Source organism: Micromonospora phaseoli (genome assembly GCF_900109115.1).
GTDB classification, from domain to species: domain Bacteria; phylum Actinomycetota; class Actinomycetes; order Mycobacteriales; family Micromonosporaceae; genus Micromonospora; species Micromonospora phaseoli.
Genome location: NZ_FNYV01000001.1, coordinates 147,938 through 173,529 on the forward strand (window position 1 = coordinate 147,938; position 25,592 = coordinate 173,529).

28 protein-coding genes are annotated in these 25,592 nt (G+C 72.2%); 19 read left to right on the top strand and 9 right to left on the bottom strand.

Going from position 1 to position 25,592, the window contains the following annotated elements; translation table 11 throughout:
- Positions 1-7: 7 nt before the first annotated feature.
- From BMY89_RS00680 to cofC, 3 genes are read right to left on the bottom strand one after another with little or no spacing between them, the layout of a single operon-like run.
- A complete protein-coding gene (locus tag BMY89_RS00680; RefSeq protein ID WP_092373527.1) occupies positions 8-2,299 on the bottom strand; it encodes an RNA degradosome polyphosphate kinase in 2,292 nt (763 codons plus the stop codon).
- Positions 2,300-2,352: 53 nt separating this feature from the next.
- Positions 2,353-2,550 (bottom strand): cold-shock protein, encoded by a 198-nt coding sequence (locus tag BMY89_RS00685; RefSeq protein WP_092373529.1) that lies wholly within the window; start codon positions 2,548-2,550, stop codon positions 2,353-2,355.
- Positions 2,551-2,573: 23 nt separating this feature from the next.
- Entirely contained in the window at positions 2,574-3,203 is a 630-nt protein-coding gene (cofC, locus tag BMY89_RS00690) for a 2-phospho-L-lactate guanylyltransferase (protein WP_092373531.1), read from the bottom strand.
- A 127-nt stretch (positions 3,204-3,330) separates the two neighbouring features.
- On the opposite strand from cofC, the gene BMY89_RS00695 reads away from it, so the two are divergent.
- The 5 genes from BMY89_RS00695 (at position 3,331) to BMY89_RS00715 (ending at position 8,224) form a co-directional block, all read left to right on the top strand.
- A complete protein-coding gene (locus tag BMY89_RS00695; RefSeq protein WP_092373533.1) occupies positions 3,331-4,059 on the top strand; it encodes a lysophospholipid acyltransferase family protein in 729 nt (242 codons plus the stop codon).
- 76 nt (positions 4,060-4,135) lie between these two features.
- A complete protein-coding gene (locus tag BMY89_RS00700; protein WP_092373535.1) occupies positions 4,136-5,134 on the top strand; it encodes an NAD(P)H-dependent glycerol-3-phosphate dehydrogenase in 999 nt (332 codons plus the stop codon).
- Positions 5,135-5,142: 8 nt separating this feature from the next.
- A complete protein-coding gene (locus BMY89_RS00705; protein ID WP_092375263.1) occupies positions 5,143-6,300 on the top strand; it encodes a cystathionine gamma-lyase in 1,158 nt (385 codons plus the stop codon).
- Complete coding sequence (locus BMY89_RS00710) at positions 6,300-7,118, top strand: putative protein N(5)-glutamine methyltransferase (protein ID WP_092373537.1); 819 nt, start codon at positions 6,300-6,302, stop codon at positions 7,116-7,118. The genes BMY89_RS00705 and BMY89_RS00710 overlap by 1 nt, the downstream gene beginning before the upstream one ends.
- Positions 7,119-7,156: 38 nt before the next feature.
- The gene (locus tag BMY89_RS00715) at positions 7,157-8,224 is read left to right on the top strand and encodes an ROK family protein (RefSeq protein WP_092373539.1); all 1,068 of its coding nucleotides are present in this window, start codon (positions 7,157-7,159) and stop codon (positions 8,222-8,224) included.
- Positions 8,225-8,285: 61 nt separating this feature from the next.
- On the opposite strand, the gene BMY89_RS00720 is transcribed toward BMY89_RS00715, so the two are convergent.
- On the bottom strand, positions 8,286-8,486 hold the full coding sequence (locus BMY89_RS00720; protein ID WP_092373541.1) for a DUF397 domain-containing protein: 201 nt from the start codon (positions 8,484-8,486) through the stop codon (positions 8,286-8,288).
- 4 nt (positions 8,487-8,490) lie between these two features.
- On the bottom strand, positions 8,491-9,336 hold the full coding sequence (locus BMY89_RS00725) for a helix-turn-helix domain-containing protein (RefSeq protein WP_092373543.1): 846 nt from the start codon (positions 9,334-9,336) through the stop codon (positions 8,491-8,493).
- Between the two features lie 275 nt (positions 9,337-9,611).
- Here BMY89_RS00725 and BMY89_RS00730 point away from each other — a divergent pair, with 275 nt between their 5' ends.
- Together BMY89_RS00730 and BMY89_RS00735 are read left to right on the top strand one after the other, a co-directional pair.
- Complete coding sequence (locus BMY89_RS00730; protein ID WP_092373545.1) at positions 9,612-9,842, top strand: hypothetical protein; 231 nt, start codon at positions 9,612-9,614, stop codon at positions 9,840-9,842.
- A gap of 145 nt (positions 9,843-9,987) precedes the next feature.
- On the top strand, positions 9,988-11,094 hold the full coding sequence (locus BMY89_RS00735; protein ID WP_092373547.1) for a D-alanine--D-alanine ligase family protein: 1,107 nt from the start codon (positions 9,988-9,990) through the stop codon (positions 11,092-11,094).
- Positions 11,095-11,166: 72 nt separating this feature from the next.
- Here BMY89_RS00735 and BMY89_RS00740 read toward each other — a convergent pair whose 3' ends face one another.
- The gene (locus BMY89_RS00740) at positions 11,167-11,781 is read right to left on the bottom strand and encodes a DUF3515 family protein (RefSeq protein ID WP_232521051.1); all 615 of its coding nucleotides are present in this window, start codon (positions 11,779-11,781) and stop codon (positions 11,167-11,169) included.
- 9 nt (positions 11,782-11,790) lie between these two features.
- Positions 11,791-12,024: an Lrp/AsnC ligand binding domain-containing protein gene (locus BMY89_RS00745; protein WP_013284547.1), complete on the bottom strand. Its 234-nt coding sequence runs from the start codon at positions 12,022-12,024 to the stop codon at positions 11,791-11,793.
- Between the two features lie 177 nt (positions 12,025-12,201).
- On the opposite strand from BMY89_RS00745, the gene BMY89_RS00750 reads away from it, so the two are divergent.
- Together BMY89_RS00750 and BMY89_RS00755 are read left to right on the top strand one after the other, a co-directional pair.
- The gene (locus BMY89_RS00750) at positions 12,202-13,140 is read left to right on the top strand and encodes a thiamine-phosphate kinase (RefSeq protein ID WP_092373551.1); all 939 of its coding nucleotides are present in this window, start codon (positions 12,202-12,204) and stop codon (positions 13,138-13,140) included.
- Positions 13,141-13,186: 46 nt separating this feature from the next.
- Positions 13,187-13,654 carry a GNAT family N-acetyltransferase gene (locus BMY89_RS00755; RefSeq protein WP_092373553.1) on the top strand — a complete coding sequence of 156 codons (468 nt, stop codon included), beginning with the start codon at positions 13,187-13,189 and terminating at the stop codon, positions 13,652-13,654.
- Positions 13,655-13,799: 145 nt separating this feature from the next.
- Here BMY89_RS00755 and rpmB read toward each other — a convergent pair whose 3' ends face one another.
- The gene (gene rpmB, locus BMY89_RS00760; RefSeq protein ID WP_007075181.1) at positions 13,800-13,991 is read right to left on the bottom strand and encodes a 50S ribosomal protein L28; all 192 of its coding nucleotides are present in this window, start codon (positions 13,989-13,991) and stop codon (positions 13,800-13,802) included.
- Positions 13,992-14,220: 229 nt separating this feature from the next.
- Here rpmB and BMY89_RS00765 point away from each other — a divergent pair, with 229 nt between their 5' ends.
- Together BMY89_RS00765 and recG are read left to right on the top strand one after the other, a co-directional pair.
- Positions 14,221-15,834 carry a DAK2 domain-containing protein gene (locus BMY89_RS00765; protein WP_092373555.1) on the top strand — a complete coding sequence of 538 codons (1,614 nt, stop codon included), beginning with the start codon at positions 14,221-14,223 and terminating at the stop codon, positions 15,832-15,834.
- Positions 15,831-18,035: an ATP-dependent DNA helicase RecG gene (gene recG / locus BMY89_RS00770; protein WP_092373557.1), complete on the top strand. Its 2,205-nt coding sequence runs from the start codon at positions 15,831-15,833 to the stop codon at positions 18,033-18,035. Before BMY89_RS00765 ends, recG begins: the two co-directional genes overlap by 4 nt.
- 96 nt (positions 18,036-18,131) lie before the next feature.
- Here recG and BMY89_RS00775 read toward each other — a convergent pair whose 3' ends face one another.
- On the bottom strand, positions 18,132-19,634 hold the full coding sequence (locus tag BMY89_RS00775; RefSeq protein WP_092373559.1) for a cell wall anchor protein: 1,503 nt from the start codon (positions 19,632-19,634) through the stop codon (positions 18,132-18,134).
- Between the two features lie 554 nt (positions 19,635-20,188).
- Here BMY89_RS00775 and rsmD point away from each other — a divergent pair.
- The 8 genes from rsmD (at position 20,189) to mutM (ending at position 25,578) form a co-directional block, all read left to right on the top strand.
- Positions 20,189-20,752, top strand: a complete 564-nt coding sequence (rsmD, locus tag BMY89_RS00780; RefSeq protein WP_092373561.1) for a 16S rRNA (guanine(966)-N(2))-methyltransferase RsmD — start codon at positions 20,189-20,191, stop codon at positions 20,750-20,752.
- Entirely contained in the window at positions 20,749-21,231 is a 483-nt protein-coding gene (gene coaD, locus BMY89_RS00785) for a pantetheine-phosphate adenylyltransferase (protein WP_092373563.1), read from the top strand. The genes rsmD and coaD overlap by 4 nt, the downstream gene beginning before the upstream one ends.
- Before the next feature lie 233 nt (positions 21,232-21,464).
- Positions 21,465-21,962 carry an SPFH domain-containing protein gene (locus BMY89_RS00790; protein WP_092373565.1) on the top strand — a complete coding sequence of 166 codons (498 nt, stop codon included), beginning with the start codon at positions 21,465-21,467 and terminating at the stop codon, positions 21,960-21,962.
- Positions 21,963-22,084: 122 nt separating this feature from the next.
- A complete protein-coding gene (locus BMY89_RS00795; protein ID WP_092373567.1) occupies positions 22,085-22,648 on the top strand; it encodes a YceD family protein in 564 nt (187 codons plus the stop codon).
- A gap of 5 nt (positions 22,649-22,653) precedes the next feature.
- Entirely contained in the window at positions 22,654-22,827 is a 174-nt protein-coding gene (gene rpmF / locus BMY89_RS00800; protein ID WP_013732077.1) for a 50S ribosomal protein L32, read from the top strand.
- A 129-nt stretch (positions 22,828-22,956) separates the two neighbouring features.
- Entirely contained in the window at positions 22,957-23,910 is a 954-nt protein-coding gene (locus tag BMY89_RS00805) for a phosphate acyltransferase PlsX (protein ID WP_232521052.1), read from the top strand.
- Positions 23,907-24,728, top strand: a complete 822-nt coding sequence (rnc, locus tag BMY89_RS00810; protein WP_092373569.1) for a ribonuclease III — start codon at positions 23,907-23,909, stop codon at positions 24,726-24,728. The genes BMY89_RS00805 and rnc overlap by 4 nt, the downstream gene beginning before the upstream one ends.
- The gene (mutM, locus tag BMY89_RS00815; protein ID WP_092373571.1) at positions 24,721-25,578 is read left to right on the top strand and encodes a bifunctional DNA-formamidopyrimidine glycosylase/DNA-(apurinic or apyrimidinic site) lyase; all 858 of its coding nucleotides are present in this window, start codon (positions 24,721-24,723) and stop codon (positions 25,576-25,578) included. The genes rnc and mutM overlap by 8 nt, the downstream gene beginning before the upstream one ends.
- Positions 25,579-25,592 lie beyond the last annotated feature (14 nt).

A 25,592-nucleotide genomic window follows, 5' to 3' on the forward strand; every position in this document is an offset into this window, starting at 1 on the left:
GTGCCGCTCAGCCGGCCGCGCTGCCGACGCGGCGCAGCAGCAGAACCTGTAGGTGGGTCAGGGGCGTTCCCGGCGTGCCGTCGCGCCGCGTCCAGGTACCGTCGCCGGCGAGCTCGAACGCGTCGACGTCGGGACTCATCGCGGCGCCGAACACATGATCCAGCTCTGCCCGCGCCACCGGGTCGCTGACCTGGACCAGTGCCTCCACCCGCCGGTCCAGGTTGCGGTGCATCAGATCTGCCGAGCCGATCCAGAACTCGGCGTCGCCGTTGTTCCCGAAGCGGAACACCCGGGAGTGCTCCAGGAAACGGCCGAGGATCGAGCGGACCCGGATGTTCTCCGAGAGCCCGGGCACCCCCGGCCGCAGGGTGCACATCCCCCGGATGAGCAGGTCGACGTGCACACCGGCCTGGGAGGCCCGGTACAGCGCATCGGTGAGCTCCTCGTCGACCAGCGAGTTCACCTTGAACTGCACCAGCCCCGGCATGCCGAGCCGGACGTGGGCGATCTCCCGTTCGATCCGTTCGATCAGTCCGCTGCGGATGCCCTGCGGCGCCACCAGCAGCCGCCGGTACGCGGTCTGCCGGCTGTATCCGGTGAGCACGTTGAACAGGTCGGTCAGGTCGGCGCCGATCTCCGGGTCGGCGGTGAGCATGCCGAAGTCCTCGTAGAGTCGTGCGGTCTTCGGGTGGTAGTTGCCGGTGCCGATGTGGCAGTAGCGCCGGATCTGGTTGCCCTCCTGACGTACCACCAGGGCGGTCTTGCAGTGTGTCTTGAGACCGACCAGGCCGTATACCACATGACAGCCGGCCCGCTCCAGGGTGCGGGCCCAGCCGATGTTGGCCACCTCGTCGAAGCGTGCCTTCAGCTCGACCAGCACCACCACCTGTTTGCCGGCGGCGGCGGCCTCGACCAGCGCGTCCACGATCGGTGAGTCGCCGCTGGTGCGGTAGAGCGTCTGCTTGATGGCCAGCACGTTCGGGTCGGCCGCGGCCTGCTCGACGAAGCGCTGCACGCTGGTGGCGAAGGAGTGGTACGGGTGGTGCACCAGCACGTCACCGTCGCGCAGGGTGGCGAAGACGCTGCGCGGCACCTCGCCCTCGGTGAGCCGGGGATGGGTGGCCGGCACGAACGGCGGATCCTTGAGATCCGGCCGGTCGGCCTCACCGTACAACTGCCACAGCGCGGAGAGGTCGAGCAGACCACGTACCCGCAGCACGTCCTGGGTGTCCATGTCCAGTTCCCGGACGAGCAGCTCCAGCATGTGGTCGGAGATCGAGGCGGCGACCTCCAGCCGTACCGGCGGGCCGAACCGGCGTCGGGCCAGCTCCCGCTCCAGGGCCTGGAGCAGATCCTCGTCGCGGTCCTCGTCGACCTCCACCTCGGCGTTACGGGTGACCCGGAACAGGTGGCACTCGACCACCTGCATGCCGGAGAAGAGCTGGCCGAGGTGCACCGAGATGAGATCCTCCACCGGCAGCATGCGGACCCCAGGCCGGTCCCGGTCGACCCGGACGAAGCGGGGCACGTTGTTGGGCACCTTCACCCGGGCGAACAGTTCGGGTCCGCCGTCCGGGTCGCGCACCGACACGGCCAGGTTGAGCGATCGGCCCGAGATGTACGGGAACGGGTGGGCCGGGTCGACCGCGAGCGGGGTGAGCACCGGGAAGATCTGCTCCCGGAAGTAGGTGCGCAGCCGTTCCCGCTCGGCGTCGCCGAGGTCGGACCAGCGCAGCACCCGGATGTCCTCGGCGGCGAGCTTCGGCAGCAGGTCGTCGACATAGCAGGCGGCCTGCCGGGTCACCAGGGTGGCGGCCTTCTCGGCGATCAGCGCCAGTTGGGTACGCAGCGGCAGCCCGTCACCGCCGCGGACCGGGAGGCCGGCGGAGAGCCGGCGCTTCAGCCCGGCCACCCGCACCATGTAGAACTCGTCGAGGTTGCTGGCGAAGATGGCCAGGAACTTGGCCCGCTCCAGCAGCGGGCTGCGCGGGTCCTCGGCCAGCGCGAGCACGCGGGCGTTGAAGTCGAGCCAGGACAACTCCCGGTTGAGGAACCGGTCCTCCGGCAGGGCGGCGGCGGAGGGCGGCTGGTCGGCGGGTTCCGGCAGGCCCGGTTCGTCGACCGGGTCCAACACCTCCTCCACACCGGTGGAGGTGGCCGGCGGGTCGGTGCCCAGCACGTCGTCGGGGGCGGGTGGGCTGGTACGGAACCGCCCGTCGGCGCCTCGAGGGCGGCCTCCGTTGCGGCTGGCGGGGTCGTCGGTGGCGGGACGGGCGGGGTGTTCGCGAGGGGTGCTCACCCGCTCATAATCACCCGATTATGGTTAACGCAAAATGAACTTGGAGCGGTTTGTCAGGACATGGTCGGAAGCGTCACGCGTATGACGGCCCCGGCGGCGTCGGTTTCCACCCGGACCCGCTGGCCGAGCCGGAGCAGTCGCAGCCCGGAGGCGTCGAACGCCCGGGTCGGGAAGGACAGCTCGGTACCGTCGTCGAGCAGCAGCAGTCCGCTACGGGTCGCCGCGTCGAAGGTTGCCACCGTGCCCTGCATGCCAGCACCGTACACCGGCGGCCTCAGCCGGTCAGGCAGCCGGCGGCCAGCGCCGTGGTGCGCGGCCCGAGCCCCAGCCGCGCCGCCACCGCGAGATCCTCGGCGGTGTCCACGTCGCGTCGCAGGCTCGGCCAGTCGCCGGTGAGCGGGTCTGCCCCACTCGCCGCGTGGGCCGCGGCCGATCCCGGCCCGAACCGCGGATCCAGCGGAACGCCCGGCGGGGCGGCCAGCAGCACCGTGCCGGTGCCGGGTGCGTCTGCCACGAACCGGCGTACGCCGGGCGGACCGGCCAGCGTCGTCGCCAGTGCCACGGCCAACTCGGTCGGGCGCAGCGCGGGCAGGTCGGCGGTGAGCCCGGCCACCCATCCGGGGATGCCGGCCGCGCCGTGCCGGAGCGCGGCGTTGAGGCCGGCGTCCGCGACGTCCGGCAGCAGCCGGACATCCGGGTGCCGGGCCAGCTCGCCCATCCGGGTCTCGTCGGTGACCACCAGCACCTGGGCCACCCCTGGGCAGGCCAGCACCGCGTCCAGGGTGTCGGCGGCCAGCGCCAGCGCCAGCTCCTCGTGCGGTACGCCCGGCAGCCCGCCACGCAGCCGGGTCTTCGCGGCTGTCAGGCGTTTGACCGGCAGCACCACGGTCCACGGCTGAGTCACACCTGCCATCCTGCCAGCCCGACGGCGGTACCCTCACTGGCCGTACCCGGGGCGAGCAGGCATGATTTCGGCTGCGGACCTCACCGGACTTCTCCGGTGGCGGGTGGGGCGGGCACGAGGAGGCACGGTGGTTCGGCGGAGGCTGGGGTTCTGGCAATGGTTCGCCGTGGTGCTGATCAAGCCGGTGATGACCGTCTGGACCCGGCGTACCTGGCGGGGCATGGAGCATCTGCGCCAGGACGGCCCGGTGATCATCGTGCCGAACCACATCTCGCACGCCGATCCGCTGGTCTCGGCGCACTTCGTCTACGACGCCGGGCGGTGGCCGCAGTACCTCGGCAAGGCGAGCGTGTTCAAGGTTCCGGTGATCGGCTGGATCCTGCACCGGTGCCGGCAGATCCCCGTCGAGCGGGGCTCGGTCGACGCGGTGAAGTCGCTGGACGCCCTCGTCAAGGCGCTTGACGCAGGTGGTGCGGTGATCATCTATCCGGAGGGCACCACCAGCCGCGAGCCAGAGCTCTGGCCGATGAAGGGCAAGACCGGTGCCGCCCGGTTGGCGCTGGCCACCGGTGTCCCGGTGGTGCCGTTGGCGATGTGGGGGCCGGAGCAGCTCTTCGATCCGCGGCGCGCCCGGATCAACCCCCGGCCCCGGCTCCCGGTGACCGTGGTGGCCGGGCCGCCGATCGACCTGAGTCGCTGGGCCGGTGCCAGTCCGAGCCGGCAGGTGCTCGAGGAGATGACCGAAGTGATCATGTTGCGGTTGCGGGACATGCTCGCCGAGATCCGGGGCGGCACACCGCCACCGCTGTGGCAGCGGGCCACCCGGGCGAGGACCGATCCGGAGGCGGCGGCGTGAGCGAGCGTGAGCGAGTGAACCATCGGCGCAGTGTGGTGGTGCCTCACGGCGTCGCCGACCGCAGGGAGGCGGCGGCGTGAGCGGGCAGGTGGCGGTACTGGGTGCCGGGTCGTGGGGGACGGCGTTCGCGAAGATCCTGGCCGATGCCGGCCGGGACGTGACGATCTGGGCGCGGCGGCAGCCGATCGCCGAGGTGATCCGGACCGAGCGGCGTAACCCGGAGTACCTGCCCGGGGTGGTGCTGCCGCAGCGGGTCACCGGCACCGGTGACGCCGTGGAGGCGATCAAGGGTGCGGAGATGGTGGTGCTGGCGGTGCCCTCGCAGACGCTGCGCGGCAACCTCGCCGAATGGGTCGGGCACCTGCACCCCGAGGCGACCCTGGTCTCCCTGATGAAGGGCATCGAACTCGGTACCACCAAGCGGATGAGCGAGGTGATCGTCGAGACTGCCGGGGTGGCGGCGGATCGGGTGGTGGTGGTTTCCGGCCCGAACCTGGCGCCGGAGATCGCCGCCGAGCAGCCGGCGGCCACCGTGGTCGCCTGCACCGACTCGGAGCGCGCCACGCTGGTGCAGCGGTCGATCACCACGCCGTACTTCCGCCCGTACACCAACGACGACGTGATTGGCTGCGAGCTGGGCGGGGCGGTGAAGAACGTGATCGCGCTGGCGTACGGCATCGCAACCGCGATGGGCTTCGGCCACAACACCCGGGCGATGCTGGTCACCCGTGGGCTGGCCGAGACCGCCCGGCTCGGGGTCGCCCTCGGCGCGGACCCGCTCACCTTCGCCGGCCTGGCCGGCATGGGTGACCTGGTCGCCTCCTGCTCGTCGCCGTCGGCGCGCAACCGCACCTTCGGGGAGCACCTGGGTCGGGGCGCCACCCTGGAGGAGGCCCGGGTGGCCACCCGGCAGACCGCCGAGGGGGTGAAGAGCGCGCTGGCGATCCGGGACCTGGCCCGCGCGCACGGCGTGGAGATGCCGATCACCGAGCAGGTCGAGCTGGTCTGCCACGAGGGTGTCGACCCACGGCGTGCCGTCCAGGCCCTGATGAGCCGTACCACGAAGCCGGAGTGAGCAGCAACATGAGCGAGGGCCAGTTCGTCTCCCCGGAGCAGCACGACCGGCAGTTCCCCGCGCCCGGCGACGGCACCCGGTGCGTGCACGCCGGCCTGCCCGAGCCCGCGCCCGGTGCGCCGTTCCTGCCCGGTCCGGTCTTCGCCGCGCCGTACCACCTCGACCCGTGGCAGGGGCCGACGGCGGCAGCCAACGGGTACGGGCGGCCCGACAACCCGACCCGCCGGCTGCTGGAGGCGGCCATCGGCGAGTTGGAGGGTGGTGACTGCCGGGTCTTCGCCAGCGGCCAGGCGGCGATCACCGGGCTGCTGCTGGCGGTGCTGCGGGCCGGCGACACGGTCGTGCTGCCCGCTGACGGCTACTTCCCGGTACGCGCGTTCGCCACCGACACCCTGGCCGGCAACGGCGTACGGGTGTTGTTCGCGCCGACGGTCGGGCCGTACCCGTCGTTCGACGGGGTGCGTCTGGTGCTGGTGGAGACGCCGGCCAATCCGGGGCTGGACGTCGTCGACCTGCCGGCGCTGGCCGAGCGGGTGCACGCCGCGGGTGCCCTGCTGGCCGTCGACAACACCACCGCCACCCCGCTCGGGCAGCGACCGTTGGACCTCGGCGCCGACGTGGTCGTCGCCTCCGGTACCAAGGCGATGACCGGCCACTCCGACCTGCTGCTCGGCTACCTGGCGACCCGGTCGACGGAGCTGCTGGACCGGGTCACCGGCTGGCGGACCATGACCGGTGCGGTACCGGGTGCCTTCGACGCCTGGCTGGCCCACCGGTCGCTGGCCACCCTCGACCTGCGGCTGGGACGGCAGAGCGCGAACGCCGAGGCGCTCGCCCGGTTGCTGGCCGACCGGGCCGACGTGGCCGGGCTGCGCTGGCCCGGGCTGCCGGACGATCCGGCGTACCCGGTGGCGGTGCGGCAGCTGCGGCGGATGCCGGGGGTGCTCTCCTTCGACCTCGGCAGCGCCGAGCGGGTCGCCCGGTTCCTCGACGCGGCCCGGCTGGTCGCGGCGGCGACCTCCTTCGGTGGTCTGCACACCACGGCTGACCGGCGGGCACAGTGGGGCGACGACACCGCGCCCGGCTTCGTCCGGCTCTCCTGCGGGGTGGAGGACACCGTCGACCTGGTCGCCGACGTCACGACCGCGTTGGATAGCGCCGCCTGATGGTGTCCGTCTCCCCGGCCGAGCACGACGCCCTGGTCGCCCGGCTGCGGCGAGCCGGCTGTGTCTGGGCCGACGACGAGGCGCGGCTGCTGGTGGCGGCGGCCGGCAGCCCGGGAGCGTTGGCGGGGCTGGTCGACCGGCGGGTCACCGGTGAGCCGCTGGAGTACCTGCTCGGCTGGGCGGAGTTCTGCGGGGAGCGGATCGGCGTCGACCCGGGGGTCTTCGTGCCCCGGGCGCGTACCGCCCTGCTGGTCTCGGCTGCCGCCGCGGTGACCGGGCCGGCGGCGACCGTGGTGGAGTTGTGCTGCGGTTCCGGCGCGGTGACCCGGGTCCTGGCTCGCCGGTTGGCCGCGCCCCGACTGCTGGCCGCGGTCGATCTGGACCCGATGGCGGTGGCCTGCGCGCGGCGGAACCTGGCCGCGCTGGCCGTGCCGGTCTTCGCCGGCGATCTGTTCGATCCGCTGCCGGCTGCCTGGCACGGCGGCCTGGACCTGGTGGTGGCGAACGCGCCGTACGTGCCGACGGCCGCGATCGCGCTGATGCCGCCGGAGTCGCGCGGCTACGAGCCCCCGGCGGCCCTGGACGGCGGGCCTGACGGCCTGGCGGTGCTGCGCCGGGTGGCCGCCGGCGCGTCGAGCTGGCTGGCGCCGGGCGGACACCTGGTGGTGGAGGTCGGGCAGTCGCAGGTCGACGAGTTTCGTACCGTGCTGACCGGTGCCGGACTGGTGCCGACGGTGGTCCGGGACGACGACCTGGACGCCACCGCGATGACCGCCTGTCGACGGTCTGCCGTGGCGGGCGGGCCGGACGAGAACTAGCCTCACGTCAGGTCGTGACGGCGGGAGGCGAAGTTCGGGTGGATAGCGCAACGGTGCCGGTGGTCGTCGGGATCGACAACGGTGGTACGAGCAACAACACCACCGTGCTGACGATGGACGGGCGGTTCCTGGTCGACCGGTTGGTCGAGACACCGAGTCAGGTGCAGGCCGGACCGGAGGCGGCGGTGGCGGCGATGGCGGACGCCTTCGACGGCGTGCTGGCCCTCACCGGGGTGGCCCGCGAGCTGGTCCGGGCGGTGGGTCTGGACACGCCCGGCCCGGCCAGCGCGACCGGGGTGATCTCGTCGAAGGGGTCCACGAACTTCTCCCAGCCGGCCTGGCGCGGCTATGACGTCCGGGGGGCGCTGGCGCAACGGCTCGGACTGCCGGTGGTCTACCACAACGACGGCAACGCCGCCGCGCTCTACGCGCACCACGTGTATTTCGGCGCCGACGCCATGCGACGGTCGTCGGTATCGGCGATCGTCGGCACCGGGCTCGGTGGCGGCCTGGTCGAGAACGGCCGGGTGATCGCCGGTGCGGCGGGGATGGCCGGCGAGCTGGGGCACGTGCACATTCCGCTGTCGGAGGTGCTGGCACCGGGGCAGCCCGTACCGACCTGCGCCTGCGGCTTCGCCGGTGACGCGGAGAGCCTCGCCTCGCTGACCGCGATCGAGCGCAACCTGCTGCCGTACTGGCTGACCCGTTTCCCCGGGCATCCGCTGGCCGCCGAGCCGCCGGCCCGGGCGGCGAAGCTGGTCCGCGGGTACGGCGAGCGGGGCGACGAGTTGGGCCGGGAGATCTTCGCCCAGCAGGCGAGGGCGCTCGGCGCGTTGTTCACCGTCGCGGCCAACTTCACCGACCCGCACGCGTACTTCGTGGGTGGCGGGGTGGTCGAGACGGCGCCGGAGTTCCGTGACTGGTTCCTGGCGACCGTGCGGGAGCACACCATGCTCCGTACCGAGCAGGCCGCGCTGGCCACCTTCGCGCTGGTCCCGGAGCGCGACATGGCCGGTGCCCGGGGCGCCGCGCTCGCGGCGCTGGAGGCGGTACGCGCCGGGCCGACGGCGGCGCCGCCACTGGTCGGCGACGCGACGCTGGGCTGACCGGGCCGGCGGTGCCCTTACCGGCCCGGTCAGCGGCACTGGGTGCGATTCCCGGCGTGGTTCAGTGCATCGGCGGGGCCTGGGCGAAGGCGGACCAGGCTGCCGGCGGGAAGAGCAGCAGCGGGCCGTGCGGGTCCTTGGAGTCGCGTACGGCCACCGTCCCGGGGACGACCGCCACCTCCACGCAGGCTCCTTCGTCGCCGCTGTGGCTGCTCTTGCGCCATCCGGCCACGGCCACCGCCGCGTTGGTCGTCGGTGTCATCGCATTACCGTCCCCTCAGGAGTTTGAAGATTGCCTCGCGACTGGCCGCCGGGCTGAGCGCGACCGTGCGCAGATGCTCCATGATCTTGGTGCAGGTACGCAGGTCGCCGGGACGGTCGAGCACCATCTGCCCGGCGACCGTCTCCACGGAGGCGATGATCGGATCCTCCGGGTCGGCGAACTCGAGGATGTGCAGCGAACCTCGGGTGCCCCGGTGGTAGCCGGCGGCCAGCGGGATCATCTGAACGGTGATGTTCGGCAGCTCGCCCATCTTGAGCAGATGGCTCAGCTGAGCCTGGGTCGCCGAGTGGTCACCGACCGGGCGCAGCAACGCGGCCTCGTCGAGGATCGCGTCGAAGATCGGCGGATCCTCCCCGGTGAGCCGCTGCTGCCGGTCCAGCCGTAGGTGCACCCGCTCTTCGACGTCGTTGTCGCTGAGGGTGTGCGGGCCGCCCCGCATCACACCACGGATGTAGTCGGCGGTCTGTAGCAGGCCGGGCACCACCGAGGGCTCGAAGTTGGCGATGCCGGTGGCCTCGGCCTCCAGTGCGATGAAGTCGATGGTGCGCCGGTCGAGCAGGTAGGAGTAGGAGACCCACCAGCCCGGCTTGCGCGCGTCCTTGGCCAGCGCGACGGCCGCCGCGACCTCGTCCGCGCCGACCCCGTAGAGGGTGAGCAGGGCGCGCACGGTGGCCGGGTTGACCAGGGTCTGCGCGTTCTCGTAGCGAGACAGCGTGCTGCGGGTGCTGTTGATCTCGTCGGCCGCGGCCTCCAATGTGAGGCCGGCAGCCTCGCGGTGGTGGCGCAGCGCGATGCCCAACCGACGGGCACGTGCGGTCTTCGGAGCCATGTATTGATGGTCGCACGTATTTGGGAACCTGTACATGAGAGAACGTCGGTGAGAGTTGCATTCATGCCCATGGAGCTGTCAGTCTGTCAGCGCGTCCTCACCGCCGGTTGTCGTGGCGACGGTGGTGGTGAGCGACCGGAGGGGATGGGGCGCGCGGCGGTCGGGTTTTTCCCCCGTACCCGACCGCCGTGTGCCGCGCCAGTTGTCGGCCACCGGAAGGGAATCGACGTGCGTACTGGTCAGCGGGTGTTCGGTGAGCGCCGGGGCGGCCGGCGATGACACGCTTCCTGGTGGTGCTGACTGACGTCCGTCCGAACGAGATGGACGGACGTAACGAGCGGACCGCACCCGAGCGCCGCCGCCAGGTGGTCGGCGCGAGCAGCCGGGAGGCGGCAGATCGGATCGCCGGGGCGTTCATGGCGCTGGGGATGGTGCGGGCGGGCCGGCAGCGGGTCAAGGTGATCGCGATCGGCCGCCGGCACGCGTTTGGCGAGTTGGCCGGTTAGGCACGTCCGATTACGCACCGTATATTGCGGGTTGACGGAATGCGGCTGTGCCGCGTTCCCGCAGGGTATCGGCTACCCGTACCCGCCACGCACAGTAAGGTCATCCGGGAGAGCGCCAGCAGTGCGTCCCGGAAAGGTGACCGCAGTGACCACCCCAGGCAAGACCCGCGTGGCGATCGTCTTCGGCGGCCGTAGCCCGGAACACGGCATCTCCTGCGTCAGCGCCGGCAGCGTGCTCGGTGCCCTGGATCCGGACGAGTTCGAGGTGGTGCCGGTGGGCATCACCCGGGCCGGACAGTGGGTGCTGACCAGTGGGGATCCCACCCAGTTGGCGATCAACGCCCGTGAGCTGCCGGAGATCACCGCCGAGTCCGGCACGGACATCGTGCTGCGGGCCGATCCGACCGGCAGCGGCCTGCTCGTGCTCGACCCGACCGAGGGGCCTCGGGCGCTCGCCGACGTGGACGTGGTCTTCCCGGTGCTGCACGGCGCCTACGGCGAGGACGGCACCATCCAGGGCATGCTGGAGATGGCCGGCATCCCGTACGTCGGTGCGAAGGTCTTCGCCTCGGCCGCCGCCATGGACAAGGAATTCACCAAGAAGCTCTGCGCCGCGGAGGGCATTCCGGTCGGCCCGTACGCGGTGCTGCGCAGCGGAACGACGCTGAGCGAGGCGGACAAGCAGCGACTGGGCCTGCCGGTCTTCGTGAAGCCCTCGCGGGCCGGGTCGTCCTTCGGGGTCAGCAAGGTCACCGACTGGGCCGAGCTGGACGCGGCGGTCGCCGCCGCGCGGGCGATCGACAGCAAGGTGCTGGTCGAGGCCGCGATCGTCGGCCGGGAGATCGAGTGCGGTGTGCTGGAGGGCGAGGCCGGCGGTGTGCCGGAGGCGTCCGTGCTCGCCGAGGTCCGGGTGGTCGGCGACTACGAGTTCTACGACTTCGAGGCCAAGTACATCGACGCCGAGTCCGCCTGCGAGTACGACATCCCGGCCGACCTGCCGGAGCGGGTCACCCGGCAGGTACGCGACTATGCCGTGCGCGCCTTCACCGCACTGGACTGCGCCGGGCTGGCCCGGGCCGACTTCTTCGTCACCCCTGAACTGGACGTCTACCTCAACGAGCTCAACACCATGCCCGGTTTCACGCCGACGTCGATGTTTCCCCGGATGTGGGCGGCAGCCGGCCTGGAGTACCCGAAGCTGGTCGACCGGCTCATCCGCACCGCGCTGACCCGCGGCCCCGGCCAGTACTGACCTTCCGCCGGCACCCGGGCACCGCGTCCGCCGCGTCCTTCCCGTCCGCCGTGCTGGGGGTGGTGGGGTGGGTCAGGAGGTGCAGCCGGAGGGTGCCGGGGTGGCCGAGCGGATCGACTCGGCCACGGTCCTGGAGATCGGGGACACCCACTGCAACGCCTCGCCGTAGAAGTGCGGCACCCGCACGGTAACCGCGGTCTCCCGGTCGACCGTGGTCAGCTGCGTGTCGTCGGGTCCTTCCACCGTGTACCAGCACACCGAGTTGACCAGCACGAGATGCTCGTCGGGAGCCACCTCGGGCTCGGTGCCGCCGCAGGCCACCGTCAGCGCCGGGTCGCCGTATGCGGCGTTCTGCTCGGGTCCGGCGGTGACCGGCCGCTGGGCCAGTTCGCGGATCGCCGTGGGCAGCTGGGACAGCAGGGCGCGGCAGACGATGGCCGGTCGCTCGGCCAGGGCCGGTGCGGCCATCTCGACCGGCGTGGTGGACTGCGCCTGGGGCGTGGTAGGCGAGGGGTCCGGGGTGGCGGCGGGGGTGTCCGGAGCGAGGTTGGCGAATGCTAGCGCGGCCACCAGCAGCGTCACCGGCAGGGCCACCGCCGTGGCGATCAGCGCCGCGCTGCGGTTCGTGCGCCCGGTTGCCTTCGGCGCGTCCGGGCGGTCGGCCTCGGCGACGGGGGACTCGGAGATCTTGTCCACTTAAAGGCGCACCACCGAACAGGTGAGGGTACGGGTGATGCCGGGCACCATCTGCACCTTGCTGACGATGAGTTTGCCCAGTTCGTCAACGGTGTTCGCCTCGGTCAACACCACCACGTCGTACGGCCCGGTGACCGCGTCCACGCGGACCACGCCGGCAAGATCCGCGATGAGACCGGCCACGTCACGTGCCCGGCCGACCTCTGTCTGGATGAGGATGTACGCCTGTACCACGACTCGACCTCCCTCCGTCGCCGCCCGCCAGGCGGCCCGAAGGGAGAAAGTACCTTACGGACCAGGGCTGATCCCTATCGGTGGTCAAGGAGAAGCAGTGAGCGAGCGGTGCGAGCGAACCATCAGGCTCAGGGTGGTGGTGTCTCACGGGGGCACGCAGCGCAGCGGAGTGCCGTCGTGAGTGTCGCGGGTGTCGGCGAGTTCGGTCTGATCGACCGGGTGACCGCCCGGTTGACGTACGGATCCACGGTGCTGCTCGGCCCGGGTGACGACGCGGCGGTGGTCGCGGCACCGGACGCCCGGGTGGTCGCCACGACGGACGTACTGGTCGAGGGGCGGCACTTCCGCCGGGACTGGTCCGGCGCGCACGACATCGGCCGCCGGGCGGCGGCGGCGAACCTCGCCGACGTGGTGGCGATGGGAGCCGATCCCACGGCCCTGCTGGTGGCGCTCTGCGTACCGACCGATGTCGCGACGGACTGGGTGGAGGAGCTCGCCGACGGACTCGGCACCGAGGCGGCCGGCGTCGGCGCCAGCGTGGTCGGTGGGGACATGTCGGCCAGCCCCACCCTGACCATCGCCGTGACCGCCCTCGGTGACCTGGGCGGGCGAGCGCCGGTGACCCGGGCCGGTGCCCGTCCCGGCGACCTGGTCGCCCTGGCCGGTCGCACCGGGTACGCGGCGGCCGGGTTCACGGTGCTCTCCCGCGGCTTCCGTACGCCCCGGCTGTTGGTCGAGGCGTACCGGCGACCCGAGGTGCCCTATCCGGCCGGGCCGCAGGCCGCCGGGTTGGGCGCCACCGCCATGATCGACGTCTCGGACGGGCTGCTCGCCGATCTCGGGCACGTGGCGAAGGCCAGCGGGGTGGCCGTCGACCTCACCCGGGACGCCTTCGAGGTGCCGCCGCAGATGCGCGACGCCGCTCAGGCGCTCGGCGTCGATCCGTACGCCTGGCTGCTGGCCGGTGGCGACGATCACGCGCTGGCCGCGACCTTTCCCCCGGCGACGGAGCTGCCACCGGGGTGGCGGCCGATCGGCCGGGTCGCCGCGGGTTCCGGGGTGACCGTGGACGGCCGTCCGTTCGAGGGGCCGGCCGGCTGGGACCACTTCCGCTGACCGGCTGCCTCCGGGTGCCGGGTACCCGACGTCGTACCCTGCACAGGTGCAGCAGATCGAGATCCACCCGGTGCCGTTCGACTCGCCGGCGGCGCAGCAGTTGATCACCGCCACGCTGGCCGACCTGGGTGCCCGGTACGGCGGCAGCGGCGACGAGACCCCGGTCGACGCCAGCGAGTTCACTCCGCCGGCGGGGACGTTCCTGGTCGCCTACCTCGACGGACAGCCGGTCGGTTGCGGCGGTTGGCGTGGTCACGGAGTCGAGGGCCACACCGCCGAGCTGAAGCGGATGTACACGGCGCCGCAGGCCAGGGGGCGCGGTGTGGCCCGCGCGGTGCTCGCCGCCATCGAGCGCTCGGCGGGCGAACACGGCCGCAAGCGGATCATCCTGGAGTGCGGCGACCGGCAGCCCGAGGCGATCGCCTTGTACACCGCGGCCGGCTACGAGCGGATCCCGAACTTCGGCTACTACGCCGACGAGCCCGGCTGCCTGTCGTTCGGCCGCACCCTCTGATCATCGGTAAGGAAGGGCCCCCTGTTAACGCCTCCGGTATAGGAAGGGCCCCCCATTAACACCCAGGCAGGGTTGCGGACACGACGATGCCGGCGGACCAGTGGCCCGCCGGCATCGTCGGCGTCGAGGTAGCGGTGGTGCCGCGTCAGGCGCGGGTGACCTTGCCCGCCTTGATGCAGGACGTGCAGACCTTCAGCTTCTTGGTCGTGCCACCACCGGCCGGGGTGCGCACCGACTGGATGTTCGGGTTCCAGCGGCGGTTGGTCCGCCGGTGCGAGTGGGACACGTTGTGGCCGAAGCCCGGCCCCTTGCCACAGACGTCACACACGCTAGCCACGGGATACTCCTGGGATTTGAAACGTTCATGAAGTCGCCGCCAGGCGCTGCCCGGGCAACCTGGCCAGGGTACCCGATACCAGATCCGCCTGCCCAACCGGGCTCTGCGGCGTGACGGCGTCGAGCAGCCACGTCGATGGCGACCGGTCGATCCGGCCCGGGAGACCCGCACGACGCGGGACACGCCCGGGCGTCCGGCGACTGTCAGCGTACGCCAGTAGGCTTCCACCGTGCTGGACACCCTCGACGCCGCCGCCGTGCGCCGCTGGTGCGCCAGCGGACTGGCCGCGCTCAAGCGGCACCAAGGGGAGATCGACGATCTCAACGTCTACCCGGTGCCCGACGGCGACACCGGCACCAACCTGGTGCTCACCCTCACCTCGGCCCAGCAGGCCCTCGCGATGGATCTCGACACCCACGCCGACGGCACCTGGACCGCGCACGGGCACGCGCTGCGCCTGATGGCCCGGGGTGCTCTGCTCGGCGCGCGGGGCAACTCCGGGGTGATCCTTTCGCAGATCCTGCGCGGGCTCGCCGACACGCTGGCCACCGTTGCGCAGGTGCGGGGCCGCGCGCTGGCCGCCGCCCTGCGCGCGTCGACCGGCGCGGCCTACGCGGCGGTCGCCCGGCCGGTGGAGGGCACCCTGCTCACGGTGGTCGCCGCTGCGGCCGAGTCGGCCGAGCGCACCGGCAGCGACGACCTGCCGGTGGTGGTCAGGGCGGCGGCCGGCGCCGCCGCGACCGCCCTGGCCCGCACGCCCGAGCAACTGCCGGCGCTGGCCCGGGCCGGCGTGGTCGACGCCGGCGGGCGAGGGCTCTGCCTGCTGCTGGACGCGCTGGTCGAGGTGGTCACGGGGGAGACCCCGGCCCGTCCACCGACCGCGCCCCGGGCCGCGCCGCCGCCAGCCGGCGCCGCCCGGGAGACAGGCTCCCCGGAGTACGCCTACGAGGTGCAGTTCCTGCTCGACGCCGAGCCCGAGGCGGTACGGCAGATGCGTGACACGCTCGACGCGTTCGGCGACTCCCTCGTGGTGGTCGGCGACGGCAACACCACCGGCGGCACCTGGCAGGTGCACGTGCACGTCAACGACGTCGGCGCGGCGATCGAGGCCGGGGTGGTGGCCGGCCGCCCGCACCAGATCTCGGTGACCCGCTTCGTCGACCAGGTGGCGCCGGAGTCCGTCGCGGCCCCGGACGGCCGAGCGGCCGTGGTGGTGGCCGCCGGTGCCGGGATCGCCGAGCTGCTCGCCGGTGAGGGCGCGGTGGTGGTGCCGGGCAATCCCTCGACAGGGGAGCTGCTGGACGCGGTGCGGTCCACCGGCGCGGCCCGCGTGGTGGTGCTGCCCAACGACCCGGACGCGCAGGCGGTGGCGAATCAGGTCGCCGAGGAGGCACACCGGCTGGGGATCGAGGTCAGCGTGGTGCCGACCCGGTCGCCGGTGCAGGCGCTGGCCGCGCTCGCGGTGCGCGATCCGCGACGCCGCTTCGCCGATGACGTCATCGCGATGGCCGAGGCCGCCGGCGCCTGCCGGTACGCCGAGGTCTGCCGGGCCGGTCGGGACGCGCTCACCGTCGCCGGCCCGTGCCGTGCCGGGGACGTGCTCGCCCTGGTCGAGGGCGAGGTGCACCTGATCGGCGCCGACCTGGTCGGCACCTGCACGGCGCTGGTCGACCGGCTGCTCGGCGGTGGTGGCGAACTGGTCACCCTGCTGGTCGGTGCCGACGCGCCCGACGGGCTGGCCGACGCGGTGCGTACCCACATCACCGGGCGCTGGCCCTTCGTCGAGGTGCAGTCCTACCCGGGCGGGCAGCCGCACTACCCCCTGCTGGTGGGTGTCGAATGACCGCCGATCCGGCCGACCTGGACACACCGCTGAAGAAGCTGGTCGGCGAGAAGACCGCCAAGGCGCTCGCCGGCCACCTCGACCTGCACACCGCGGGCGACCTGATCTACCACTTTCCGCGCCGGTACGACGAGCGTGGCGAGCACACCGACATCCGCGCCCTCGACGTCGGCGAACAGGTCACCGTGCTGGCCCAGGTGCAGCGCACCGCGGTACGCCCGATGCGCCAGCGCCGGGGCAACCTGCTGGAGGTGACCGTCGGGGACGGCACCGGCGGCACCCTCACCCTCACCTTCTTCGGCAATCAGGCGTGGCGGGAGCGTGAACTGCGGCCCGGTCGGTGGGGGCTGTTCGCCGGCAAGGTCACCGAGTTCCGGAGCAAACGGCAGCTCAACGGGCCGGAGTACGTCCTGCTCGGGGAGCAGACCGACACCGAGGCCGCCGCCAGCGAGCAGATCGAGGAGTTCGCCGGGGCGCTCATCCCGGTCTACCCGGCCGCCGCAGCGGTGCCCACCTGGGTGATCGCGCGTTGCGTACGGGTGGTGCTGGACACCGTCACGCCGCCGGCGGATCCGCTGCCCGCCACGGTGCGGGCCAGCCGGAACCTGGTCGGTCTCGACTCCGCCCTGCGGGAGATCCACCGGCCGTCCAGCCGGGAGGAGTTGTACCGCGCCCGTCGCCGGTTGAAGTGGGACGAGGCTTTCGCGGTGCAGGTGACCCTGGTGCGGCGCAAGCGCGACGCCGCCGCCTCACCCGCGCGCCCCCGGCCGACGCGCCAGGGCGGTCTGCTCGACGCGTTCGACGCCCGGCTGCCGTACGAGTTGACCTCCGGGCAGCGCGACGTGGGTGTCGAGATCGCGGCCGACCTGGCCACCGGCCATCCGATGCACCGCCTGTTGCAGGGCGAGGTCGGCTCCGGCAAGACCGTGGTGGCCCTGCGGGCGATGCTCCAGGTGGTCGACGCGGGCGGGCAGGCCGCGTTGCTCGCCCCGACCGAGGTACTCGCCGCCCAGCATTACCGCGGCATGCTCGACCTGCTCGGCCCGCTCGCTCAGGCCGGCGAACTGGGCGCCGCCGACCAGGCGACCCGGGTGGAGCTGGTCACCGGCTCACTGGGTGCCGCGGCCCGACGCCGGGCACTGGCCGAGGTCGCCAACGGCTCCGCCGGCATCGTGCTCGGCACCCATGCGCTGCTCTACGAGGGAGTCGACTTCGCCGATCTCGGCCTGGTGGTGGTCGACGAGCAGCACCGGTTCGGCGTCGAGCAGCGGGACGCGCTCCGTGCCAAGGCGGAGCAGCCGCCGCACGTGCTGGTCATGACCGCCACCCCGATTCCCCGCACGGTGGCCATGACGGTCTACGGCGACCTGGAGATCTCCACCCTCTCCCAGCTGCCGCGCGGCCGATCGCCGATCGCCTCGCACGTCGTACCGGCCGCCGAGAAGCCGGCCTTCCTCGACCGGGCCTGGCGGCGGCTGCGCGAGGAGGTCACCGCCGGCCACCAGGCGTACGTGGTCTGTCCGCGGATCGGGGAGGAGAGCTCCGGCGCCGACGAGGAGCCACCGGCGGTCGACGACACCGGACGGCGACCGCCGCTGGCGGTGACCGAGGTCGCCCCGTTGCTGGCCGAGGGGCCGCTGCACGGCCTGCGCGTCGGTGTCCTGCACGGCCGGCTGCCGGCCGACGAGAAGGACGCGGTGATGCGGGCCTTCGCCGGTGGCGACCTGGACGTCCTGGTCGCCACGACGGTGGTCGAGGTCGGCGTCGACGTACCCAACGCGACGATGATGATCGTGCTCGACGCCGACCGGTTCGGCGTGTCCCAGCTGCACCAACTGCGGGGCCGGGTGGGCCGGGGCAGCGCGCCGGGGATCTGCCTGCTGGTGACCGAGGCGACGGAGGGCACCAGCGCTCGGGAACGGCTGGACGCGGTGGCGTCCACCACCGACGGGTTCAAGCTCGCCGAGCTGGATCTGGAGCAGCGGCGGGAGGGCGACGTGCTGGGCGCCGCACAGTCCGGTCGCCGGTCACACCTGCGACTGCTGTCGCTGCTGCGCGACGCCGACCTGATCCGTGACGCGCGGGCGGAGGCGATCGCGTTGGTCGAGGAGGATCCGGAGCTGGTCCGGCATCCGGCGCTGGCGGCCTCGGTCGCCGCCCTGGTCGACGCGGATCGCGCAGAGTACCTCGAAAAAGGCTGAGGGCGCGCCAACGGCGCGCCCTCAGACAATGCGGTGTAAGGAGGGGCCCCCTTCTAACGCCTGCGGTAGAGCAGGGGCCCCTTCTTAACGATCAACTCAGGCGGTGAAGTGGACCCGCCGACGCCGTGCCAGCACGAACAGCACCGCGCCCACCGCCAGCAGAGCGATGGCGCCCGCGGCGATGCCGCCGGCCGCGGCACCGGTCACCGGCAGACCCGGGGGCTCCTCGCCGCCGCCACCGCCGCCGCAGCCCTCGGGGGCGTAGATGACCTCGAGCTCCAGACCCAGCTCCGGCAGGACGACCAGGGCCGCCTCGTCGTCGCCGGCCGGGAAGGTGACCTTCTCCGAGGAGCCCGGCGCAACGGTACGGGTCTCGGTCTTGTCGCCGTAGGTGAACTCCACCTTGACCGGCACGCCACCCTCCGGGTTGGAGGCGGTCAGGCCGAAGGTCTCGCAGTCGGCGTCAGTGGTGACCGTCGGCAGCGGGCAGTCCTCGGGACGCTCCCAGGAGTACGTGCCGTTCTCGATGACCTTGCCCTCGACCAGCACCTCGATCTTGCCGGCGTTCTCGGCCGGCACGACGGTCTCGTTGTCGGCCTTGCCCGGCGCGACCGTGACGGTCTTGGACCAGCCGTTCTCGCCCCGGACCTCGAACTCCACCGGGTACTTGGAGATCGAACCGTCGTTGCTCAGCGAGACGGTGACGGTGCCGTCGCAGGAGGAGGCGAAAGTGGACGCCGGGGTGGTGCAGTTCTTGCTGCCGCCGTTGTACCAGCCGGGCGGGCCGGACGAACGGTTGCCGGGGGCGCCGCGCTCGCCGAGCTTCTTGTTGCCGTAGCGCGGGCCGTCCTCGACCAGCGGGTCGATGACCTCGTCCACGCCGCCCCAGATCAGGTCGACCTGGGTGTGGCAGTCCGGAACGCCGACGTTGAGCTCGATCTCGGTCTGGGTGCCACCGAGGAAGTTGCTGTCCGGCTCGCCGTAGACGTACTGCGGGGTGGCGAACTGCGGGCGCGGCGCGAAGTACGACACCAGGGTGAAGTACTGCTTCTCCTCACCGCACAGCGGCAGGTCGCCCTCCAGCTTGACGGTCGCCTTGCCGTTCGGGCCGTCGAACGTGTGGCTGTACTTCGCCTGGCTGGCGTCGATGCACTTCGGCGCCGGCTGGCACGGGGCGTCGCGGTCGAGCCTGATGGTGCCATCGTTGGTGCGCTCGCGGCGGTTGTCCCAGCGGGCCTCGACGGTGAGCTTGGCGCTCGCGGTGTCACCCGGCACCCGCTGCACGGCCTCGACGAAGCCGCCCCTGTTGATCGCCACGCCCTGCAGGTCGACGGCCTCGGCACCCGGGACGAGCACCTGGACCGGGCTCGACGGCTCGGCGGTCACCTTCTTGATCGTTGCGGCCTTGTCGCGCTCGCTGTTGACCACCTTCCACGTGATCACCCGCTCGCCGCTGAGCTGGTCACAGACGGCGGTGGCGGTGATGGTGGTGTGGTGGGCGGCGGCCGGAGTGGCCACCACCGCTGCTCCGGTCATGCCGATGAGAGCGGCTGCCAGGACAGCCAGCGGTCGCCGCAGCGACAGCTTGGGTCGGATCACGCGTACTCCCGGGGTGAAGATGCGTCAGGGTCGGCACGGGTGGGACGGACGGCGCTGGCGGCGTGTGCCGCGCCTGAGAGGGTGCCTGTCCGTGCCGATGGCCGGCGGCGATGTAGCCGGCACCCGGCAGACCCTAGCGAGAACGTGAGGAACGAAACAGCCCTCAGGGAGGCTTAAGCATGATGTTATTGATTCGAGATCATTGATGTACGGTCTGTGATCAAGTCGAGGCTTCGCGCACCCACGTCCGGTGTGGGTCCGGTGGCCCGCGACGCGATGTCGGCCACGAGGGCGGGGTCGCCTCCTGGTGTCGCCGTCGGTGGTGACGGCGATGGGCCGGCTGCGCCGGGACCGCGTGGACCGGGTGGGCCACCCGCCCCCGGGCCGGGGTCGGGCGGCGCGCCGCAGCCTTCGGGGAGACCTAAGAATGATGTGGTCAATTCGCGATCTTTGCTATACGCAAGGTGCTCGGTCGAGTACGCCGGGATCACCCTCCGGTCGATCGGCGCCGATCGGGCGTCGCGTAGCGTCGCAGGCATGAGCAGGAGCCAGCGGTGACCCGCATCGTCGCCGGCAGTCTCGGCGGCCGGCGGATCAGCGCCCCACCGGGCGCCGGCACCCGACCGACCTCCGACCGGGTACGCGAGGCGCTGTTCAGTGCCGTGCAGGCGGAGACGGATCTCGACGGTGCGCGATTCGCCGACCTCTACGCGGGCTCGGGCGCGGTCGGCCTGGAGGCGCTGTCCCGGGGGGCCGCGTACGCGTTGCTGGTCGAGTCCGACCCGCGTGCGGCCCGGGTGATCCGGGAGAACATGACGGCCCTGCGGGTGGGTCCCGTCGCCCGGCTGGCCACCGGCAAGGTCGCCACGGTGCTGGCCGCGGGCCCGGACGGTGACCCGTACGACGTCGTCTTCGCCGACCCGCCGTACGCGCTGCCCGGCGACGACGTCGCCGCGATGCTCGTGGCACTGGTCGACGGGGGGTGGCTCGCGCCGGGGGCGTTGGTGGTGGTGGAGCGGTCCAGCCGCAGCGGGCCGGTCGAGTGGGTGCAGGGCGTCACTGGCCTGCGCAGTCGCCGGTACGGCGAGACCACCCTTTGGTACGGTCGCCGATCATGAGACGTGCGGTGTGTCCCGGCTCGTTCGACCCGGTCACCAACGGTCACCTCGACATCGTCGGCCGAGCCAGCCGGCTGTTCGACGAGGTGATCGTCGGAGTGCTGGTCAACCAGTCGAAGAGCGGCCTGTTCACCGTCGAGGAGCGGATCGACATGCTGCGCGAGGTGACCGCCTCCTACGGCAACGTCCGGGTGGAGTCCTTCCGCGGGTTGCTGGTGGACTTCTGCCGGGCTCAGCGGGCGACCGTGCTGATCAAGGGCTTGCGGGCGGTCAGCGATTTCGACTACGAACTGCAGATGGCCCAGATGAACATCGGCCTCGCCGGGGTCGAGACGTTGTTCATGCCGACCAATCCGCTCTACTCCTTCCTCTCCTCAAGCCTTGTCAAGGACGTGGCCAAGTGGGGCGGTGACGTCACCTCCCACGTCCCCGACCTGGTCCGCGAGGCCCTGAAGGCCCGCCTGGTCCCCCCCACCTGACCCCTTTCCCCACTCCCCGATCACGGATTCTGGTCGCCCTTGCCCCTTTCGGCGGTCTTTGCGGCGACAGGAAGCGCAAGATCGTCGAGGTGGACGGGGTGGGGTGGGGCGACGCGCCGGGAGAGCGGGTGGGTGCGGGCTCGCCACGGGACGACATCATTGGATGAGGCGGGAAACCGTCCGCGGCCCGCATGATGTAGATCGGCCCGACGAACGACAGGAGTGAGGTACCGGTGGACCCGCTCGACCGCATCGACGAACTGATCGCCATCGTGGAGCAGGCGCGCTCCGTCCCGATGTCGCGCAACAACTGCATGGTCGACCGGGGTGAGATGATCGCGGCCCTCGACGAGATGCGTGCCGAACTCCCCGCTGATCTGCGCCGGGCCGCCGCCCTGCTGGAGGAACGGGACAAGATCATGGAGGCCGGCAAGCGGGAGGCCGACCGGATCATCAGCGAAGGTGAGGCGGAACACGCCCGCCTGGTCTCGGTGAACGAGATCACGGTTTCGGCCGAGCACGAGGGTGCCCGGATCATCGCCGAGGCCCGCGCCGAGGCGCAGCGGCTGCGCGAGGAGGTCGACGACTACGTCGACACGGCGCTGGCCAACTTCGAGCAGTTCCTCACCCGGGCGTTGGCCTCGATAGAGCGCGGCCGGGACAAGATGCACGCGCTGCGGGAGATCGGTACGTTCGCCGGCGACGAGGCGGAGCGGCCGCTGCCCTTCTGAGCGGCACCGCCGCCAACGTCACCGCCAGCGCCGACAGGGATGCTGGTCGGCCCCGGTTCGACGCTGGGGTGTCCGTCCAGGTAACCTCGCTTGTCGGCCTCTCACCGGCCGGAGTCTGAACTATGCCCAAGAACTCACCCACTTCACTCGACCCCAGGTCACCGCTGGTCCTCGACACGAGGGAGCTCCCGCGCCGGCCTGGTGCCTTGCGTACCGTCGAACGGGTGGTCCCGGCGCCGTCGGACCTCGGCGTGGAGTTGATCAGCGTGCCGGAAGGCGCGGACCTCGACCTCGATCTGCGGATGGAGTCGGTGTCCGAGGGCGTGCTCGTGTCGGGGACCGTCAGCGGTCCGATCCGGGGCGAGTGCGGGCGCTGCCTGCGTGAGATCAACGACTCGGTGGCGGTGACGATCCAGGAGCTGTACGCCTACGAGAACAGCACCACGGACGCCACCACCGAGGAGGATGAGGTCGGTCGAATGCAGGGAGACCTGATCGACCTGGAACCGGCGTTGCGGGACGCGGTGGTGCTCGCGCTGCCGACCAATCCGCTCTGCCGCCAGGACTGCCCCGGCCTGTGCCCCGACTGTGGGGTGCACGGGGACGATCTGCCGGCCGACCACAGCCACCAGCAGATCGACCCGCGTTGGGCGGGCCTGTCGCAACTGACCCGTACAGAGGAGTAAGAACCGTGGCCGTCCCCAAGCGCAAGATGTCGCGCAGCAACACCCGGTCCCGCCGGGCGAACTGGAAGGCCGCGGCGGTCGCGACCGTCGCCTGCCCGCAGTGCAAGTCCCCGAAGCTGCCGCACGCCGCCTGCTCCGTCTGCGGCACCTACAACGGCCGCCAGGTCCTCGAGGTCTGACCTGAACGCCGAGTGACGCCTCCGACCACAGGTCGGCTGGTGCGCACACCCCGGCGATCGCCCGACGCCCCCGCCGACGCCGGCCGGCTCTCCCCGGCCGGCGTCGCGAGGGAGCCGGGCACCGCACGGATCGCCGTTGACCTCCTCGGCGGGGACGATGCTCCCGCCGTAGTGGTGGACGGCGCTCTGCGGGCGCTGCGCGCCGACCCGGACCTGCACCTGCTTCTCGTCGGCCCCATCAAGGTTGCCGGCGCGCTGATCGACGCCCTCGATCCGGCGCAACGCGCCCGCATCTCGGTTCGACCGGCGGACACCGCCGTCGACATGGCCGACGATCCCACTGTCGCCCGTACCGAGACGACCGTTCGGGCGGCGGTCGCCGCCCTCCGCGAGGGTCTCGCCGACGCGCTGGTCTCCGCCGGCTCCACCGGTGCCACCGTCACCGCCGCTGCCCTCGGGCTCGGCCGCTGGCCCCAGGTCCGGCGACCGGCCCTCGCCGCCGTGCTGCCCGCCGTCCCCGGGCCCGTCGTGCTGCTCGACGTCGGAGGCTCGCTGGAGTCGAGCCCGGCGACGCTGACCCGGCACGCCGTGCTCGGTGCCGCGTACGCCACCGTCGCCCACGGCGCGGCCGCACCCCGCGTCGGACTGCTCTCCGTGGGCACCGAACCCGGCAAGGGCGACCGGGCCCGCCGGCTCGCCGACCCCATGCTCAGCACGGCCGTCCTGCCCGGTGCCGCCCGCTACGTCGGTCTGGTCGAGGGGTACGACGTCTGCCTCGGCACGCGCGCCGATGTGGTGGTCACCGACGGGTTCACCGGTAACGTGCTGCTCAAGGCCATCGAGGGCGCGTATGCCATGGCCGGCGGCTCGCCGCCCGGCGGCGGCGCACCGCGGGCGGCCGCCCTGCTCGGAGTCGCCGGCACGGTGGTCGTCTGCCACGGCGCCGCCCGCGCCGATGACATCACCTCCGGCATCGCCCTGGCCGCCCATCTCTGGCGGCAGGACGCCACCGACCGGGTCGCCGCGTTGATCGCCGGAGACCGCACCGACCGCACGACCGATACCGAGGTACGCACATCATGAGCAATGACAAGCGCCGGCGGCCCTCGATCGGCCACCTGGAGGCCGCCTTCGGCGTCTCACTGGACCCGGCACTGCTGGAGCGGGCACTCACCCACCGCTCGTACGCATATGAGAACGGCGGCCTGCCCACCAACGAGCGCCTGGAGTTCCTGGGCGACTCGGTGCTGGGTGTGGTGATCACGACCGCGCTCTTCGAGAACCACCCCGACCTGCCGGAGGGGCAACTGGCCAAGTTGCGGGCCAGCGTGGTCAACATGCGCGCGCTCGCCGACGTGGCGCGCGGCCTGGGCCCGGAGGGGCTCGGTCCGTACATGCTGCTCGGCAAGGGCGAGGAGACCACCGGCGGCCGGGACAAGGCGAGCATCCTCGCCGACACCCTGGAGGCGCTGCTCGGCGCGATCTACCTCCAGTACGGGCTGGACACCGCCGCCATCGTGATCCACCGACTGTTCGACCCGCTGATGGCCGAGTCGGCGGGCCGGGGTGCCGCGCTGGACTGGAAGACCAGCCTGCAGGAGTTGACCGCCGCCCTCGGTCTCGGCGTGCCGGAGTACCGGATCGAGGGGGCCGGCCCGGACCACCTGAAGACCTTCACCGCCTGGGTGGTGGTCGCCGGAAACCGGTACGGCGGCGCCAACGGGCGCAGCAAGAAGGAGGCCGAGCAGCGGGCGGCGGAGTCCGCCTGGCGGACCCTCACCGAGCAGCCCGACACGAGCGCCGACCACATCGCGGAGCCGGCGGACGACCAGGTGGACGCTGCGGCCGGTGACGGCCGGGAGATGGTTGGCGAGGTCGAGTTCCAGGCGCGCCGTGCCTGAGCTGCCGGAGGTGGAGACGGTCCGGCAGGGGCTGGCGCGGTGGGTCACCGGTCGACGGATCTCCTCGGTCGAGGTGCGCCACCCTCGGGCGGTCCGCCGACACCTGCCCGGCGGCGCGCACTTCGCCGACGTCCTGACCGACCGGACCGTGCTCGACGTCCGCCGCCGCGGCAAGTATCTCTGGCTTCCGCTGGACAGCGGTGACGCGGTGGTCGGACACCTCGGGATGTCCGGGCAACTGCTGCTGCAACCGGCGGCCGCGCCCGAGGAGGCGCACCTGCGGGTCCGCTTCCGCTTCGCCGACGACGGCCCTGAACTGCGCTTCGTCGACCAGCGTACGTTCGGCGGGCTGTCGGTCAGCGAGGGCGGCGGCACGTTGCCGGCGGAGATCGCGCACATCGCCCGGGACCCGCTGGACCAGGAGTTCTCCGACGCGGAGTTCGTCGCCGCGCTGCGCCGCCGACGTACCGAGGTCAAGCGGGCACTGCTCGACCAGAGCCTGATCTCCGGCGTGGGCAACATCTACGCCGACGAGGCGCTGTGGCGGGCCGGGCTGCACGGCACCCGTCCCACCGACGCGCTGACCGCTCCGGCCGCCCGGCGGCTGCTCGCGCACGTGCGGGACGTGCTCGGCGAGGCGATCACCGCGGGTGGCACCAGCTTCGACGCGCTCTACGTGAACGTCAACGGGGAGAGCGGCTACTTCGACCGGGCGTTGAACGCGTACGGACGCGAGGGGCAGCCCTGCCGCCGTTGCGGTTCGCCGATCCGTCGCGAGGCGTTCATGAACCGGTCGTCGTACAGCTGCCCGCGCTGCCAGCCGCGGCCCCGGGGCGCGCTGCGCGGTTGATCCCCCTGACTAGG

Bases quoted from the DNA above. Each gene is read 5' to 3' on its own strand.
- BMY89_RS00685 (WP_092373529.1), bottom strand. From the start codon at position 2,550: ATGCAGGGCACGGTGGCAACCTTCGACGCGGCGACCCGTAGCGGACTG.
- BMY89_RS00705 (WP_092375263.1), top strand. From the start codon at position 5,143: ATGAGCGAGGGCCAGTTCGTCTCCCCGGAGCAGCACGACCGGCAGTTC.
- BMY89_RS00710 (WP_092373537.1), top strand. From the start codon at position 6,300: ATGGTGTCCGTCTCCCCGGCCGAGCACGACGCCCTGGTCGCCCGGCTG.
- BMY89_RS00720 (WP_092373541.1), bottom strand. From the start codon at position 8,486: ATGACACCGACGACCAACGCGGCGGTGGCCGTGGCCGGATGGCGCAAG.
- BMY89_RS00725 (WP_092373543.1), bottom strand. From the start codon at position 9,336: ATGGCTCCGAAGACCGCACGTGCCCGTCGGTTGGGCATCGCGCTGCGC.
- BMY89_RS00730 (WP_092373545.1), top strand. From the start codon at position 9,612: ATGACACGCTTCCTGGTGGTGCTGACTGACGTCCGTCCGAACGAGATG.
- recG (WP_092373557.1), top strand. From the start codon at position 15,831: ATGACCGCCGATCCGGCCGACCTGGACACACCGCTGAAGAAGCTGGTC.
- coaD (WP_092373563.1), top strand. From the start codon at position 20,749: ATGAGACGTGCGGTGTGTCCCGGCTCGTTCGACCCGGTCACCAACGGT.
- BMY89_RS00795 (WP_092373567.1), top strand. From the start codon at position 22,085: ATGCCCAAGAACTCACCCACTTCACTCGACCCCAGGTCACCGCTGGTC.
- rnc (WP_092373569.1), top strand. From the start codon at position 23,907: ATGAGCAATGACAAGCGCCGGCGGCCCTCGATCGGCCACCTGGAGGCC.